13 protein-coding genes are annotated in these 15,334 nt (G+C 75.6%); 6 read left to right on the forward strand and 7 right to left on the reverse strand.

The genetic code is table 11. From position 1 onward, the window contains the following. The first annotated feature begins 347 nt into the window (after positions 1 to 347). Complete coding sequence (locus ACFZCF_RS23400) at positions 348 to 1,550, forward strand: alanine racemase (protein ID WP_391288518.1); 1,203 nt, start codon at positions 348 to 350, stop codon at positions 1,548 to 1,550. A gap of 3 nt (positions 1,551 to 1,553) precedes the next feature. Here the strand turns inward: ACFZCF_RS23400 and ACFZCF_RS23405 are convergent, their stop codons facing one another. From ACFZCF_RS23405 to ACFZCF_RS23415, 3 genes are read right to left on the reverse strand one after another with little or no spacing between them, the layout of a single operon-like run. Then, a complete protein-coding gene (locus tag ACFZCF_RS23405) occupies positions 1,554 to 2,339 on the reverse strand; it encodes a 3-oxoacyl-ACP reductase (protein ID WP_391288520.1) in 786 nt (261 codons plus the stop codon). A gap of 2 nt (positions 2,340 to 2,341) precedes the next feature. Beyond that, positions 2,342 to 3,706, reverse strand: coding sequence for an aldehyde dehydrogenase family protein (locus ACFZCF_RS23410; protein ID WP_391288521.1), 1,365 nt, complete (start codon positions 3,704 to 3,706; stop codon positions 2,342 to 2,344). A 13-nt stretch (positions 3,707 to 3,719) separates the two neighbouring features. Further along, positions 3,720 to 5,087, reverse strand: coding sequence for a glutamine synthetase family protein (locus tag ACFZCF_RS23415; RefSeq protein WP_391288522.1), 1,368 nt, complete (start codon positions 5,085 to 5,087; stop codon positions 3,720 to 3,722). A 93-nt stretch (positions 5,088 to 5,180) separates the two neighbouring features. Between ACFZCF_RS23415 and ACFZCF_RS23420 the strand changes: the two genes are divergently transcribed. Both ACFZCF_RS23420 and ACFZCF_RS23425 read left to right on the forward strand, forming a co-directional pair. After that, positions 5,181 to 5,915 carry an FCD domain-containing protein gene (locus ACFZCF_RS23420; RefSeq protein WP_391288725.1) on the forward strand — a complete coding sequence of 245 codons (735 nt, stop codon included), beginning with the start codon at positions 5,181 to 5,183 and terminating at the stop codon, positions 5,913 to 5,915. A gap of 95 nt (positions 5,916 to 6,010) precedes the next feature. Beyond that, entirely contained in the window at positions 6,011 to 6,832 is an 822-nt protein-coding gene (locus ACFZCF_RS23425) for a gamma-glutamyl-gamma-aminobutyrate hydrolase family protein (RefSeq protein ID WP_388447041.1), read from the forward strand. Here ACFZCF_RS23425 and ACFZCF_RS23430 read toward each other — a convergent pair. Continuing rightward, positions 6,781 to 8,226 carry a cytosine permease gene (locus tag ACFZCF_RS23430; protein ID WP_391288525.1) on the reverse strand — a complete coding sequence of 482 codons (1,446 nt, stop codon included), beginning with the start codon at positions 8,224 to 8,226 and terminating at the stop codon, positions 6,781 to 6,783. The two genes, ACFZCF_RS23425 and ACFZCF_RS23430, sit on opposite strands and share 52 nt — an antisense overlap. 67 nt (positions 8,227 to 8,293) lie before the next feature. Here ACFZCF_RS23430 and ACFZCF_RS23435 point away from each other — a divergent pair, with 67 nt between their 5' ends. Together ACFZCF_RS23435 and ACFZCF_RS23440 are read left to right on the forward strand one after the other, a co-directional pair. Continuing rightward, positions 8,294 to 9,106 (forward strand): TetR family transcriptional regulator, encoded by an 813-nt coding sequence (locus ACFZCF_RS23435; protein ID WP_391288526.1) that lies wholly within the window; start codon positions 8,294 to 8,296, stop codon positions 9,104 to 9,106. Between the two features lie 393 nt (positions 9,107 to 9,499). Further along, positions 9,500 to 11,131 (forward strand): amidohydrolase family protein, encoded by a 1,632-nt coding sequence (locus tag ACFZCF_RS23440; protein ID WP_391288528.1) that lies wholly within the window; start codon positions 9,500 to 9,502, stop codon positions 11,129 to 11,131. 15 nt (positions 11,132 to 11,146) lie between these two features. On the opposite strand, the gene ACFZCF_RS23445 is transcribed toward ACFZCF_RS23440, so the two are convergent. After that, on the reverse strand, positions 11,147 to 12,151 hold the full coding sequence (locus ACFZCF_RS23445; protein WP_391288726.1) for a LysR substrate-binding domain-containing protein: 1,005 nt from the start codon (positions 12,149 to 12,151) through the stop codon (positions 11,147 to 11,149). Positions 12,152 to 12,365: 214 nt separating this feature from the next. Between ACFZCF_RS23445 and ACFZCF_RS23450 the strand changes: the two genes are divergently transcribed. Then, complete coding sequence (locus ACFZCF_RS23450) at positions 12,366 to 13,526, forward strand: TDT family transporter (protein WP_391288530.1); 1,161 nt, start codon at positions 12,366 to 12,368, stop codon at positions 13,524 to 13,526. On the opposite strand, the gene ACFZCF_RS23455 is transcribed toward ACFZCF_RS23450, so the two are convergent. Further along, entirely contained in the window at positions 13,453 to 14,196 is a 744-nt protein-coding gene (locus ACFZCF_RS23455) for a helical backbone metal receptor (protein ID WP_391288532.1), read from the reverse strand. The genes ACFZCF_RS23450 and ACFZCF_RS23455 overlap by 74 nt on opposite strands. Continuing rightward, the gene (locus tag ACFZCF_RS23460; RefSeq protein WP_388447053.1) at positions 14,193 to 14,744 is read right to left on the reverse strand and encodes a helix-turn-helix domain-containing protein; all 552 of its coding nucleotides are present in this window, start codon (positions 14,742 to 14,744) and stop codon (positions 14,193 to 14,195) included. The genes ACFZCF_RS23455 and ACFZCF_RS23460 overlap by 4 nt, the downstream gene beginning before the upstream one ends. Positions 14,745 to 15,334 lie beyond the last annotated feature (590 nt).

Here is a 15,334-nt window from a genome sequence, read left to right on the forward strand (position 1 = left end):
TCCGGCGCCGGGCGCGGGGCCGGAGCCCTCCCCGCCTCGGGGCCGGGAGCCGTGCCCGGGGCCGTGCCGGGGGGCGCGGGGGTGGGGCGGGGCGGCGCGGCCGGGGGCGGTGGGGCGAGGTGGGTGGTGAGGGACGAGAGGGCGCTCTTGGGGGCGGGGGCGGGGGCGCTCTGGGGAGGGGTGGCGGGGGGAGGGAGGATCTCCGTGGTGCGGGGCGCGCGGGGGTTCTGCTCGCTGGTCATCCCGCCCCCTGCTCCTGCCGACAATGCCCGTCACTCTACGGGCTGTTCCCCGCCGGACGGGAACGAGGGGTACCGGCCCCCCTGACGGTCTGGCAAGCTCGGGCCATGACTCCCCGTGCCGCCGACCGGGCCCGGTACGACCGGGCCACCGCCGCCCTGGACGCGCCGCTGGCGCTGGTCGATCTGGAGGCGTTCGACGCGAACGCGGACGATCTGGTGCGGCGGGCGGGCGGCAAGCCGGTCCGGGTGGCGAGCAAGTCCGTGCGGTGCCGGGCGCTCCTCGAACGGGTCCTCGCCCGCGACGGCTTCTCCGGGGTCATGTCGTTCACGCTCGCCGAGTCGCTGTGGCTGGCGCGGGCCGGGTTCGACGACGTCCTGCTGGCGTATCCGTCCGCCGACCGGGCCGGTTTCGCGGAGCTCGCGCGGGATCCGAAGCTGGCCGCCGCGGTGACGGTGATGGTGGACGACGTGGCACAGCTCGATCTCGTGGACGCGGCGCGGGCCGGCGGCGGCGAGGAGGTGCGGGTCTGCCTGGAGATGGACACGGCGCTGCGGCTGCTCGGCGGCCGGGTGCGGATCGGGGCCCGGCGGTCGCCGCTGCGGAGCCCGGCGGAGCTGGCGGAGCTGGCCCGCTCGGTGGTCCGGCGGCCGGGGTTCCGGCTGGTGGGTCTGATGGCGTACGAGGGGCACGTCGCGGGGGTCGGCGACGCGGTCGCGGGACGGCCGCTGCGGTCGCGGGCGGTCCGGGCGATGCAGGCGGTGGCCCGCCGGGAGCTGGCCGAGCGCCGGGCGGCGGTGGTCGGGGCCGTACGGGCCGTGGCGCCGGACCTGGAGTTCGTGAACGGCGGCGGCACCGGCAGCGTCCAGCACACCGCCGCCGAGGCCGCCGTCACCGAGGTCGCCGCCGGCTCCGGGCTCTATGTGCCGCGGCTCTTCGACGGCTACTCGTCCTTCACCGGCCGCCCGGCGGCGCTCTTCGCGCTGCCGGTGGTGCGGCGGCCCGGCGTCGGCTGCGTCACCGTGCTCGGCGGCGGCTACCCGGCGTCCGGCGCGGCCGGCCGGGACCGGCTGCCGGTCCCGTACCTCCCGGAGGGGCTGCGCTACGACCCGCAGGAGGGCCCCGGCGAGGTGCAGACGCCGCTGCTCGGCTCGCCGGCGGACGATCTGCGGATCGGCGACAAGGTGTGGTTCCGGCACGCGAAGGCCGGCGAGCTGTGCGAGCGGTTCGACGTGCTGCACCTGGTGGAGGGGAACCGCGTGGTGGACGCGGTCCCCACCTACCGGGGCGAGGGCCTGACCTTCCTCTGACGGCTACAGCGGGGTCACGTACGCGCCGGAGATGCCGCCGTCGACGAGGAAGTCGGAGGCGTTGACGAACGAGGAGTCGTCGCTGGCGAGGAAGGCGACGGCCGCGGCGATCTCGTCGGCCTCGGCGAAGCGGCCGACCGGGATGTGCACGAGCCGGCGGGCGGCCCGCTCCGGGTCCTTGGCGAACAGCTCCTGGAGCAGCGGGGTGTTGACCGGGCCGGGGCAGAGCGCGTTGACCCGGATGCCCTCGCGGGCGAACTGGACGCCGAGCTCGCGGGACATGGCGAGGACCCCGCCCTTGGAGGCGGTGTACGAGATCTGGCTGGTCGCCGCGCCCATGATCGCCACGAACGAGGCGGTGTTGATGATGGAGCCCTTCCCCTGGCGCCGCATGTACGGCAGGGCGGCCTTGCAGCAGAGGTAGACGGAGGTGAGGTTGACGTCCTGGACGCGCTTCCAGGCCTCCAGGCCGGTCTCCAGGATGGAGTCGTCGTCGGGCGGGGAGATGCCCGCGTTGTTGAAGGCGATGTCGACGGAGCCGTAGGTCTCGTAGGCGGTGCGGAAGAGCGCCTCCACCTCCTCCGGGTCGGTGACGTCGACCTTGACGAAGGTGCCGCCGACGGCCTCGGCCGCCGCCTTCCCGGCCTGCTCGTCGATGTCGCCGCAGACGACGTGGGCGCCCTCGGAGGCGAGCCGGCGGGCGGTGGCGAGGCCGATGCCGCTGCCGGCTCCGGTGATGACGGCGGTGCGGCCGACGAGCCGGCGGCAGATGATCTCTTCGGTGGTCATGGTCAGCCTTCCGTGCTGATGAAGACGTTCTTGGTCTCGGTGAAGGCGGTCAGGGCGTCGGGTCCGAGTTCCCGGCCGAGGCCGGACTGCCGGTAGCCGCCGAAGGGGGTCCAGTAGCGGACGCTGGAGTGGGAGTTGACGGACAGGTTCCCGGCCCGGACGGCGCGGGAGGCGCGCAGGGCGCGGCCGACGTCACGGGTCCAGATCGAGCCGGACAGGCCGTACGGGGTGGCGTTGGCGAGCCGGATCGCGTCGGCCTCGTCCTCGAAGGGGAGGACGACGGCGACGGGTCCGAAGATCTCCTCGACGGCGCAGGGGGCGTCCTCGGCCACGCCGGTGAGGACGGTCGGCGGGAACCAGAAGCCGGGTCCCTCGGGGGCCTTGCCGCGGAGGGCCTCGGCGTCCTCGGGGACGTAGGAGCGGACCCGGTCGAGCTGGGCGCGGGAGATCAGCGGTCCCATCCGGGTGCGCTCGTCGAGGGGGTCGCCGACGACGATCTCCTGGATCGCCGGGGCGAGGAGTTCCAGGAAGCGGTCGTAGGCGCCGCGCTGCACGAGGATCCGGGTGCGGGCGCAGCAGTCCTGGCCGCTGTTGTCGAGGAAGGCCATGGGGGCCGCGGCGGCAGCCGCCTCGATGTCGGCGTCGGCGAAGACGATGTTGGGGCTCTTGCCGCCGAGTTCGAGGGTGAGGCGCTTCACCTGGTCGGCGGCCTTGGCCATGATCCGCTTGCCGGTGCGGGTGGAGCCGGTGAAGACGATCTTGGCCACGCCGGGGTGGGTGACGAGGGCCTCGCCGGCGACGGGGCCCTCGCCGGGGAGGACCTGGAAGAGGTGCTCGGGGAGGCCCGCCTCCAGGGCGAGCGCGGCGAGGCGCAGGGCGGTGAGCGGGGTGGTCTCGGCCGGTTTGAGGAGGACGGCGTTGCCGGCGGCGAGGGCGGGCGCGGTGGCCCAGGCGGCGATCGGCATCGGGAAGTTCCAGGGCGCGATGACGCCGACGACGCCGAGCGGTTCGAGGAGGGTGACGTCGAGGCCGCCGGGGACCGGGATCTGGCGGCCGTTCAGGCGCTCGACTCCGCCGGCCGCGTAGTCGAGGAGGTCGCGGACGTTGCCGGCCTCCCAGCGGGCGTTGCCGATCGTGTGGCCGGCCTCGCGGACCTCCAGGAGGGCGAGTTCCTCGGTGTGGGCGTCGACGACGGCGGCGAAGCGGCGCAGCAGCCGGGCGCGGTCGGCGGGGGCGGCGGCGGCCCAGGCGGTCTGGGCGGCGGCGGCCCGGGCGACGGCGGCGTCGACGTCGGCGGGGGTGACGGCGGGGACGGTGGCGACGAGTTCCTCGGTCGCCGGGTTCAGTACCCGGAGTTCGGTGGGCAAGGGCTCGGTCCTCTCAGAGGCGTTCGAAGGAGCGGCGCAGTTCCCAGTCGGTGACCGCCGCGTCGAAGGCGGCGAGTTCGACGCGGGCCATGTTGCGGTAGTGGGCGACGACCTCGGCGCCGAAGGCCTCCTTGGCGATCTCGCTGGTCTCCCAGAGCTCGGCGGCCTCGCGCAGGGTGGTGGGGACGTGGGCGAGGTCGGCGGCGTAGGCGTTTCCCTGGCAGGGCGGCGGGAGTTCGAGGCCGCGTTCGATGCCGTGGAGGCCGGCGGCGATCATCGCGGCGACGGCGAGGTAGGGGTTGACGTCGCCGCCGGGGACGCGGTTCTCGAAGCGGGTGGAGGGGCCGTGGCCGACGACCCGGAAGGCGCAGGTGCGGTTGTCGTGGCCCCAGGCGACGGCGGTGGGGGCGAAGGAGCCGGGCTGGAAGCGTTTGTAGGAGTTGACGTTGGGGGCGAGGAGGAGGGAGAGGTCGCGGAGGCCCGCGACCTGTCCGGCGAGGAAGTGCCGCATGACGGACGACATGCCGTGCTCGTCCTCGCCGGCCATCGCGTTCCGGCCGGTGGCGGCGTCGGCGAGCGAGAGGTGGATGTGGCAGGAGTTGCCCTCGCGCTCGTTGTACTTGGCCATGAAGGTGAGGGAGTACCCCTCCTGGGCGGCGATCTCCTTGGCGCCGGTCTTGTAGACGGCGTGCTGGTCGCAGGTGACGAGGGCCTCGTCGTAGCGGAACACGATCTCGTGCTGGCCGGGGTTGCACTCGCCCTTGGCGGACTCGACGGTGAGTCCGGCGGCGGCCATCTCGTTGCGGATGCGGCGCAGCAGGGGTTCGACGCGGCCGCCGCCGAGGACCGAGTAGTCGATGTTGTACTGGTTGGCCGGGGTGAGGCCGCGGTAGCCGGAGTCCCAGGCCTGCTCGTAGGTGTCCCGGAAGACGATGAACTCCAGCTCGGTGCCGACGTGGGCGGTGAGGCCGTGGGCGGCGAGCCGCTCCAGCTGCCGGCGGAGGATCTGGCGCGGCGCGGCGACGACGGGCGAGCCGTCGGCCCAGGCCAGGTCGGCGGTGACCAGGGCGGTGGCCTCGTTCCAGGGGACGCGGCGCAGGGTGGCGAGGTCGGGGCGCATGGCGAAGTCGCCGTAGCCGTTCTCCCAGGAGGACATCGCGTAGCCGTCGACGGTGTTCATCTCGGTGTCGACGGCGAGGAGGTAGTTGCACCCCTCGGTGCCGTGGGCGAGGACCTCGTCGAGGAAGAAGGGGGCGGCGAACCGCTTCCCCTGGAGCCGGCCCTGCATGTCGGGAAAGGCGAGGACGACGGTGTCGATCTCACCGGCCGCCACGAGGGAGCGCAGTTCCTCGACGGCCAGCGGGGGTGTGCGGTCTGCCACGGGACGACTCTCCTCGTTCGGCTGACGGGAGTCATAAGGTATGGGCCGAGACCATTGCTTGGGAAGCGTCAGGGGCAGGGGTGACGAGAAGTGATCCGTACGGGTGAACCGGCGGGCCCGGTCGACCGGTTGACGCCGGTGCTGCGCCCGGTGCGGGCCGGCAACGGCTTCGAGGAGGCGCTGGAGCAGCTCCTCCAGGTGGTCCGCCTCGGTCTGGTCCCGGACGGCGGACGCCTCCCGGCCGAGCGGGAGCTGGCCGAGCGGATGGGGATCAGCCGGGTGACGCTGCGGGAGGTCCTGAAGGTCCTCCAGGAGCAGGGCCTGGTGGAGAGCCGGCGCGGCCGTTACGGCGGGACGTTCGTGCTGCCCCGACCGCAGGGCCCCGACGGGGCCGGGCCGCGCCGCCGGGTCGCCGCAGCCGAGCTGGAGGACGCGCTGCGCTTCCGGGAGGTCCTGGAGGTGGGCGCGGCCGGGCTGTGCGCCGGGCAGGGCCTGGACGCGGCGGGCGCGGAGCGGCTGCGGGCGGCGCTCACGGCCACCCGGGACGCGCCGCCCGCCGACTACCGCCGCCAGGACACGCTGCTCCATCTGACGCTCGCCGAGCTCGCCGGCTCCCCCAGCCTGACGGCCCAGTACGCGGCGGTCCGCGCGACCGTCAACGACCTGCTCGACCGCATCCCGCTCCTGGTCCGCAACCTGGAGCACTCCCAGCACCAGCACACCGCGCTGGTGGAGGCGGTGCTGGAGGGGCAGGCGGACGCGGCGCGCGAGGTGATGCGGGAGCACTGCGCGGGGACGGCGGCGCTGCTGCGCGGTTTCCTGGCCTGAAAGGTACGCAGCCGGTCCATTGGGGCCGCGCGGGGGGTCTCCGCGTCCTACAGTCGGCGCACCGGCCCCGACCGCCAGCCCTCCGGAGGAGTCCCGTGGACCAGCCGACCAAGCCGCTCATCGGCGTGACGACCTATCTCGACCGGGCGCGCTGGGGGGTGTGGGACCTGCCGGCGGCGCTGCTGCCCGCCCAGTACCCGCGGTACGTGCGGGAGGGCGGCGGCCTGGTGGCGATGCTGCCGCCGGACGAGCCCGCCGCCGCGGCGGCCGTACTGGCCCGGCTCGACGGCCTGGTGGTGGCGGGCGGGGCGGACGTGGAGCCGGTGCGGTACGGGGCCGAGCCCGATCCGCGGACCGGCCCGCCGGCGCGGGAGCGGGACGCCTGGGAGCTGGCGCTGATCGAGGCGGCGCTCGCCTCCGGCACCCCGCTGCTCGGCGTCTGCCGGGGGATGCAGCTGCTCAACGTGGCGCTGGGCGGGACGTTGACGCAGCACGTGGACGGGCACGTGGAGGCGGTGGGGGTGATGGGGCGTCACCCGGTGAAGCCGGTGCCGGGGACGCTGTACGAGTCCCTGGTCCCGGAGTCGGCCGAGGTGCCGACGTACCACCACCAGGCGGTGGACCGGCTCGGCGCGGGGCTGGTGGCCTCGGCGTACGCGGAGGACGGCACGGTGGAGGCGGTGGAGCTGGCGGAACCGGCCTGGGCGCTCGGGGTGCAGTGGCACCCGGAGATGGGCGAGGACCCGCGGCTGGTCCGGGGGTTCGTCCGGGCGGCGGCGGCCCACGGGGCCGGGGCGCGGGCGAGGCGGGGGCGCGGGGCGGTCGGGGTGGGCGGTCCGGCCGCCCCGCGGTTCGGGGGCCGCGCTCAGGCGGCGGGGGTGGTGGCGGCGATCGCGCGGCGGCCGAGGACCGTGTAGAGAAGCGTGGCGACGGCCATGCCGACGGGCAGCGAGAGGTCCATCCCGACGGCGGCGGCGACGGGCCCGGTGTAGACGCTGTCGACGCAGAGGGCACCGGCGGCGAGACCGCCGAGGAGGGCCGCCGTACCGGCCGGGTTGAAGCCGCCGGAGTACCAGAAGGGGCTGCCGGGGGTCTCGTCGGCGAGGGCGGCGGAGTCGTAGCGGCGGCGGCGCAGGACGATGTCGGTGGCGTAGACGCACATCATCGGTCCGGTGAGGACGGTGATCGCCTGGAGGGCGTTGCCGACGGTGTCCAGGAAGTCGGAGACCAGCAGCGCGTAGAGGGTGAGGGCGACGGCGACGGCCCCGTCGAGGAGGACGCTGACGGTGCGCCGGACGCGCAGGCCGACGGCCTGGAGGGCGAGGCCGGCGCTGTAGGCGGTGAGGGCGTTGATCGCGATGGTGCCGAGGACCAGGGAGAGCAGGAAGACCGGCACGAACCAGCCGGGCAGGATCCCCTGGAGCGCGGTCTGGGGGTCCGACATGTCGACGGCGGTCGCGGCGAACGCGCCGAGCGCACAGACCGCGACGCTGGGGACGAACGCGCCGAGCGCGGTCCACAGGGCGATGGCGCGCGGGGAGCTGTCGCGGGGCAGGTAGCGGGAGAAGTCGGCGCTCGTCGTGTACGAGAGCGGACCCGAGGCGATCATCGTGGTGCCGGCCAGGAGCACCGCCCACAGCGGGAGGCCGGAGAGCGGCTGGGCGGGGGCGTACCCGAAGTCGGCGTGCCGGAAGACGGCGAGGGCGACGACCGCGAAGGCGGCGGTCAGGGCGAGCGTGATCGGCAGGTAGAGCCGGACGATCAGCGCGTGGCCGTAGACGCTGATGGCCAGCGTGAGGGCGGCGATGACGACGACGACGGCGATCTCGACCGGGACGTTCACCGGGAGGCCGGCCTTCTCGACGAGGGCGAAGGCGGCGGCCGCGGCGGCCGCGAGGTTGAGGGCGAAGTAGCAGACGGAGACCAGCCAGCCGCCGACCGCGTTGTTCACGCGGTTGCCGAGGACGCCGTAGAGGGCGCGCGTGACGACCTCGCTGGGCGCGCCTGCGGCGGGTCCCGAGGTGGCGAGGACGCCGGTGAGCACCCAGAAGAGGTTGCCGACCACGATCACCGCGATCGCCTGCCAGAGGTTCAGCCCCATGAGGACGAGGGCGCCGCCGATGACGAGGCTGAGGTAGTTGACGTTCGCCGCGGCCCAGACGGAGAAGAGCTCACGGGGATGTCCGTGGCGCTCGGCGTCCGGGATGTGGTCGATGCCGTGGGCCTCGACGCGGGCGGGCCGGTCGGCGGCGGGCAGGGGTGCCCGCTCGCGCTCTGTCCCGGGGCGCGGGTCGGGGATCGTGGAAGCCATGCGGCCCTCCGGTGCGTGATTGCCCACCTGGTTGCTTATTGGTCGCACACTCAATAGCATCGCCGGTATGTCGTCAAGCGTTCAGCGCAAGCGGATCCGGAAGACCCCCGAGGCCCGGCGGGCGGAGATCGTCGCGACCGCCGCGCGCATCGCCCTCACCGAGGGCCTGGAGTGCGTCACGCTGCGGCGGGTCGCCGAGGAGCTGTCGGTCAGGCCCGGCCTGATCAGCCATTACTTCCCCTCGGCCGAGGACCTGGTGGCCGAGGCGTTCTCGGCCGCGGCCCTCGGCGAGCTCGACACGCTGCTGCCGGCCCGGCGCCCGGACGGCACCCCCGCGCAGTACCTGGCCCGCTACTTCGCCCTCTCGTCCGGCGAGGCCTACGACGACATCAGCCGCCTCTGGATCAACGCCCGCCATCTGAGCCGCTACCGCCCGGTCCTGCGGGAGCGGGTCACCCGCATGGAACTCGCCTCCGACGACCGGCTGGAGACCCTGATCCTCGACGGCGTCGCACGCGGCGAGTTCCGCACGGACGACGCGCGGTCGGCGGCCATCCAAATCCTCGTCGTCCTCGACGGCCTGGGCGCCCACGCCAACTCCGACCGCACCGACCGCCCCCCGGCCGTCGCCCGCCTCGCCCTCAGCACCGCCGAACGCGCCCTGGACCTCCCCCCGGGCACCCTCGACGCCCCCGGCGCCACCGGCACCCTCCCCCTGGAGTACTCCCCCACGGAAGCGGCCGAGGCGGCGGTGCCGCGGGGGACGGCGGGGGTGGGGACGGGGCTTGCGGCGGCGTCCGTGAAGGGCGCGGGCGCGTCGGCGTCACCTGCGTCGGCCGCGGCGTCCCCCGTCGACGCCGCGGGGGACGCGGACGGCTGACGGCTGGTGGCTGGCGCCTGACGGCTGTCGGCTGACGGCTGACGGCTGGCGCGGGCGGCTACGACGCACGGCAGCCGGACGGTAGACGGGGGCGGACGTCTCGACCTCGGCCCCTGCTCCCAGCTCCCTGCCCTCGGCCCCCGGCTCCCCGCTTCCGGCCCCCGGCTCCCGGCTCCCGGCTCCCCATCCTCAGCCTTCGACGACCCACGGCCCTACGCCCCCCAACCCCGCCCCCGCCCAGGCCGGGGGTCGGCTCGGACGCGACGCCACTGCGCGGTGGCCGCACCGCCGCGCACATCGGCCAACGTTCCCCCTCCCAGCCACCCCGGCCACCGCCCCTCCCGACCACGTCACTCCCCCTCCCGCACCACCCCCACCGCAAGGAGCGTCACCGTGTCCAGCCGACTCGTCATCCACTCCGCACGACTGCTCGACCCCGCCACCGGAGGGTTCCTCGCGGCGAGTGCGCTCGCCGTGGACGGGGACGGCAGGATCGCCGCGCTCGGCGACGACCGCGAGGTGCGGGCGCTCGCCGGGGCGGGGACGACCGTCGTCGACCTCAAGGGGGCGGTCGTCACACCCGGTCTCGTCGACGGGCACGTGCACCCCGTCACCGGTGCCGAGCTGACCGGCGGCCTCGACCTCTCCGGCTGCGCCGGGCTCGGAGACGTACGGGACGCGCTGGCGCGGGAGGTACGGACGCTGCGGCGCGGTGACTGGCTCTTCGCCTGGGGCCTGGACCCGAACGTCTTCGGCGGCGAGCCGGTCGGCATCGCGCCGTTCGACGCCGTCCTCGACGGCGTTCCCGCCTTCCTGCTGCTCTTCGACGCGCACTCCGCGCTCGCCTCCCGCCGCGCCCTCGCACTCGCCGGGATCGACGGTCCCCGCACCTTCTCCCAGGCGTCCGCCGAGATCGTCTGCGACGCCGACGGGCGCCCCACCGGGCTGCTCCAGGAGGACGCCGCCTGCGCGCTGGTGGAACGGGTCGCGCCCCAGCCGACCCGCGCCGAACGCCTGGAGCGCCTCGCCGCCGCGCTCGACGCGATGGCGGCGGCCGGACTGACCGGCGGGCACGTCATGGACGCCAACGGCGACAGCCTCGACCTCTTCGCCGAGCTCGACGCCGCCGGCCGGCTGCCGCTGCGGCTGCGCGTGGCCCCCTGGTGCCAGCCCGGCACCGACGACGACGGGGTGCGCGAACTGATCGCGCTCCAGGGCCGGGGCGGCGCACTGTGGCAGGTCGCGGGCGTGAAGCTCTTCATGGACGGCACGATCGACAACGGCACCGCCTGGCTTGAGCGGCCCGACTGCCACGGCGAGTCCACCCACGCCTTCTGGCCGGACCCGGATGCGTACACGGAGATCATCGGCGCGCTGCACCGCGCCGGGGTGCCGACCGCGACCCACGCCATCGGGGACGCCGCCGTCCGGCACGTCCTCGACTCGGTCGAGAAGGCCAGGGCGACCGGCGGCGACCCGGCCGTACGCCACCGGGTCGAGCACATCGAGACCGTCCCGGACGACACCCTGCGCCGCTTCGCCGAGCTGGGCGTGGTCGCCTCCATGCAGCCCACCCACTGCTGCGACTTCACCCGCGCCGACCACACCGACAACTGGTCGCGCCGGCTCGGCGAGGAGCGCGCCGGACGTGCCTGGCGCTGCCGCGACCTGGTGGACTCCGGGGCGACCGTGGTCCTCGGTTCGGACTGGCCCATCGCCCCGTTCCCGCCGCTGGGCGTGCTGGCCGGCGCCGTGCACCGCCGTCCGGCCCGCGACCTGTCGCAGCCGCCGCACGGCCCCGAGCAGGCGCTGACCCCGCTGGAGGCGCTGCGCGGCCTGACGACCGGCGCGGCGCACGCGGCGGGCGAGGAGCGGCTCTCCGGCCGCCTCGCCGTCGGCCACCGCGGCGACCTGACGGTCCTCGCCGCCGATCCGCTCACCACCCCGGCCGCGGAGCTCCCCGACGTCCCGGTCCTCCTCACCGCCGTCGACGGCCGCCTCACCCACCGCGCCCCCGGGTTGTGACGACGGCCTGCGGGTCTAGGACCTCGTCAGCGACAGCAGGTCGCGGGCCGGGCCGGTCGGGCGGTGGCCGGTGGGCCAGACGGCGCGCAGGTCGCGGGCGAGGCGTACGCCCTCGACCGGGACGGCGACCAGACGGCGCGAGGACAGTTCCTCGGCGATGGCCAGTTCGCTGAGGACCGCCGGTCCCGCGCCGCTGACCGCCGCCGCCTTCACCGCGGTGGTGGAGGCCAGTTCGAGCAGCGGGCGGGCGAGCCCGCCGTGCCCGGCGAGCGCCGCGTCGAGGACCTGGCGGGTGCCCGAGCCGTGCTCCCGCAGCACCAGCGGGGTCACGGCCAGCTCGGCCGGGTCGATCGGCTTCCGGCGGCGGGCCCACGGGTGGGCGGGCGCCACGACGACGGCGAGCCGGTCATGGGCGACGACCGTGCCGTCGAGCCCGTCGGGGACGGCCAGGCCCTCGACAAACCCGAGGTCCGCCTCCCCGGCGAGCAGCCGCTCCGCGACCACCGCCGAGTTCCCCGCCTGGAGCGACACCGCCGTGTCCGGCCGTTCCGCGCGCAGCGCGATCAGCCACCCGGGCAGCAGGTACTCGGCGATCGTCATCGACGCGACCACCCGCAGCCGCGAGTCCCGGCGGCCGCGCAGCGCCTGCACGCCCGCGTCGAACGCCTCCGCGGACTCCACGATGCGCCGCGCCCAGTCGGTGACCAGCACGCCCGCGTCGGTCAGCCGGGAGCCGCGCGGCGAACGGTCCACCAGCGCCACGCCGAGCTGCCGCTCCATCGAACGGATCCGGCTGCTCGCCGCCGGCTGGGTGATGCCCACCTCGCGCGCGGCGGCGCCCAGGCTGCCGTGCCGGGCGACCGCGAGCAGCAGTTCGAGGGCGCCGAGGTCGGGAACCCGGTGCGACAGGTGCGCGGTCCCGGCACCGGAGCCCGTACCGGATCCCCCGCCCGCGCCCGTACCCGTACCCCCACCGGCGCCCGCGCCCGCGCCTGTACCCGTACCGACGCCCGTCCCCATGCCCGCGCTCGCGCCCCTCCCCCTCCGGTCACCCGCCCGCGTGCCCGTCTCCGCCCCCGTCCGCGCACCCGCCCCCGCGCCGAAGTCCGCGCCCCCGGTGCCCCGCACCGGTTCCGCGCCGTCCGCGTCCCGCTCCCTGCTCATAAGGCCAGCTTATGACGTCATAGCCCCATGATCCCTGGTGGGGCGGCCGGACGCGGGCGACGGTGGAGCCATGGCAAGCCTCGCACCCCCCGGCACCCTCCTCGGAGCCACCACCCCCGGCCTCCGCGCGTCCTACACCGTCCGCCACCTCGGACCGAACTGGTACGCCTCCGTGATGGGCACCTCCGTCGTCGGCACGGCGGGCGCCGCGCTCCCGGTCGCCGTGCCCGGTCTCCGTACCCTCTGCACCACCGTCTGGGCCCTCTCCCTCGCGATGCTGCTGACCCTGCTCGCCGCCCGGGCCGCCCACTGGCGGCGCCACGGCGACCAGGCCCGCGCCCACCTCCTGGACCCCGCGGTCGCCCCCTTCTACGGCTGTCTGTCGATGGCGCTGCTCGCCGTCGGCGGCGGGACGCTGACGCTCGGCCGGGACTGGATCGGACTCCCCGCCGCCGTCGCCGTCGACACCGTCCTCTTCACCGCCGGCACCGCCGTGGGCCTGGCCGCGGCGGTCGCCGTGCCGTACCTGATGGTGGTCCGGCACCGGATCGAGCACGCCTCCCCGGTCTGGCTGCTGCCCGTCGTCGCGCCCATGGTCTCCGCCGCGCTCGGCCCGCTGCTCCTCCCCCACCTCCCCGAGGGCCAGGCCCGGCAGACCCTGCTGCTCGCCTGCTACGCGGGGTTCGGGATCAGTCTGCTCGCCACGCTGGTGATGCTGCCGCTGGTCTTCGGCCGACTGGTCCTCACCGGGCCGCTGCCGCTCGCGCTCACCCCCACGCTCTTCCTCGTCCTCGGCCCGCTCGGCCAGTCGACCACCGCCGCCCAGACCTTCGCCGACACCGCCGCCGGGGTGCTCCCCGGGCCGTACGCGCACGGCTTCGCCGCCTTCGCCGTCCTCTACGGCGTACCCGTCATGGGCTTCGCCCTGCTGTGGCTGGCACTCGCCGGCGCGATGGTGCTGCGGGCCCGGCGCGCCGGCATGGGCTTCGCGATGACCTGGTGGGCCTTCACCTTCCCGGTCGGCACCTGCGTCACCGGCGCCGAGGGGCTCGCCCGCCACACCGGGCTCGACGCCTTCCGCTGGCTGGCCGTCGCCCTGTACGCCCTCCTGGCGGCGGCCTGGCTGGTGGCCGGCACGCACACCGTGCGCGGCCTGGTCAGCGGAGCGCTGCTCGCAGGGCCCGGTGGAGCAGCCGCGGTGCCCGGGCCAGCGACGGCCCGTACCAGGTGAGCATCCGCCCGTCGACGAGCGCGGCCGCGGTCCCGGGGAACGCCTCGGGGCCGTCGTGCGCCGTGAAGCGGTACGGCTCGTCCGGCAGGACCACGAGCCGCGGACCGGCCGCCGTCAGCTCGGCGAGCGGGACCTTGGGGTAGCGCTCGGGGTGGTCGGCGTACAGGTTGCGGACGCCGAGCCGGGCCAGGAGGTCACCGGCGAAGGTGTCGCGGCCGAGCACCATCCACGGTCGCCGCCAGATCGGTACGACGGCGGTGACGCCGTCCCCGACCGGTTCGGCCGCCGTCCACGCCTCCTCCGCCTCGGCCAGCCAGCGCGGGCGCCGGGGCGCGCCGCAGGCGGTCAGGACGTCCCCGAGGGCGTCGAACCCCTGGTCGAGGGAGCGGACCTCCGTCACGAGGACCTCGGCGCCGCCGTCGCGGAGGGCGTCCAGGTCGGGGGCGCGGTTCTCCTCCTCGTTGGCGAGGACGAGGTCGGGGCGGAGCGCGAGGACCGCCGCCACGTCCGGGTTCTTGGTGCCGCCGATCCGGGCGACGTCGAGCCCGGCGGGGTGGGCGCACCAGTCGGTGGCGCCGACGAGCAGCCCGGGGGCGGTGACGGCGACGGCCTCGGTGAGCGAGGGCACCAGGGAGACCACGCGCGGGGACCGGCCCCTGAGCCGGGTCACTCCTCCTCCACCTCGACGTGGTCGGCGACCGCGACGACCAGCAGGCGGGTGCCGGGCTCGGTGGCGCGCCAGCGGTGCCGGACGCCACCGGAGAGGTACAGGGTGTCGCCCCGGCCGAGCCGGTGGGCGCGGCCCTCGGCCTCGACCTCGACGGCGCCGTCGGCGACGTACAGCAGCTCGTCGTTGCGGTGCTGGAACTCGCGGCCGGCGTCCTGCTCGCCGGTGAACTCCAGGGCGTGCAGCTGGTGCCGGGTGCGGACCAGGCGCCGGATCCCGGGCGGGAGGGCGGCGGTGCCCTCGTCGACGCGGACGACGTCGACGGTGCGGGCCGCCTCGGCGGCGGCGAGGAGCTCGGCGGCCGTGGTCTGGAGGGCCTCGGCGACCAGCTCCAGGGAACGGCGGCTGGGGCGGGCCCGCTCGTTCTCGATCTGGCTGAGGAAGGGCACGGAGAGGCCGCTGCGGGAGGCGACGACGGCCAGGGTGAGCTGGAGGGCCCTGCGGCGCCTCTTGACGGCCGCGCCCACGCGGGGTGCTTCCTTCTCGTCCATGGCGGCTCCCTCCCTCTGCCGGCTGCCCGCCGCCTCGTCGCGTACCTGCTGGTTACCTGCACCTTACGCAGCTTTGGGCCGGGGTTTCGCGTCGTGGCGGAAAGGAGCCCGGAAGGAGACGTCGAACACCCCCGGACCGCCCCCGGGAACGACCGGGATCGAGCGGCGGACGACCGGACGCCGAGCCGGAAACAACCGGGCGCCGAGCCGGAGAGGACCGGGCGCCGAGCCGGAGACGAGGCCGGGACGAATCCCGTACGAGCACGGGACGAGCGAGGGGACGGGGCCGGGACGAAGGGCGGGACGAAGGGCGGGACGAGCACGGGACGAAGGGCGGGACGAGGCCGGGAACAGGGGCGGCGCGGGTCCGGGAACACCGAGAAGGAACGGCGCGGGTCCGAGAGCACGGGGGAAGGAATAGCGCGGGTCCCGGAACACGGAAAGAGCACGGCCCGGGGGGGGCGCACGGCGGAGGGGTGGTGGGCCGGGGGGGGCCGGGCCCCCCCCCCCCCCCCGGGGGGGGCCCCCCCCCCCCGGGGGGGGGGCCCCCCCCCCCCGGGGGGGGGCGCCCCCCGGGCGCGCCCCGGGGC

The sequence above is a fragment of the Streptomyces sp. NPDC007945 genome (assembly GCF_042958885.1).
GTDB lineage: Bacteria > Actinomycetota > Actinomycetes > Streptomycetales > Streptomycetaceae > Streptomyces.

What these genes read in the sequence shown, in the direction of transcription:
- ACFZCF_RS23400 (WP_391288518.1), top strand. Translation starts at nt 348, where the DNA reads ATGACTCCCCGTGCCGCCGACCGGGCCCGGTACGACCGGGCCACCGCC.
- ACFZCF_RS23445 (WP_391288726.1), bottom strand. Translation starts at nt 12,151, where the DNA reads ATGGGGACGGGCGTCGGTACGGGTACAGGCGCGGGCGCGGGCGCCGGT.
- ACFZCF_RS23460 (WP_388447053.1), bottom strand. Translation starts at nt 14,744, where the DNA reads ATGGACGAGAAGGAAGCACCCCGCGTGGGCGCGGCCGTCAAGAGGCGC.
- ACFZCF_RS23450 (WP_391288530.1), top strand. Translation starts at nt 12,366, where the DNA reads ATGGCAAGCCTCGCACCCCCCGGCACCCTCCTCGGAGCCACCACCCCC.
- ACFZCF_RS23405 (WP_391288520.1), bottom strand. Translation starts at nt 2,339, where the DNA reads ATGACCACCGAAGAGATCATCTGCCGCCGGCTCGTCGGCCGCACCGCC.
- ACFZCF_RS23435 (WP_391288526.1), top strand. Translation starts at nt 8,294, where the DNA reads ATGTCGTCAAGCGTTCAGCGCAAGCGGATCCGGAAGACCCCCGAGGCC.
- ACFZCF_RS23430 (WP_391288525.1), bottom strand. Translation starts at nt 8,226, where the DNA reads ATGGCTTCCACGATCCCCGACCCGCGCCCCGGGACAGAGCGCGAGCGG.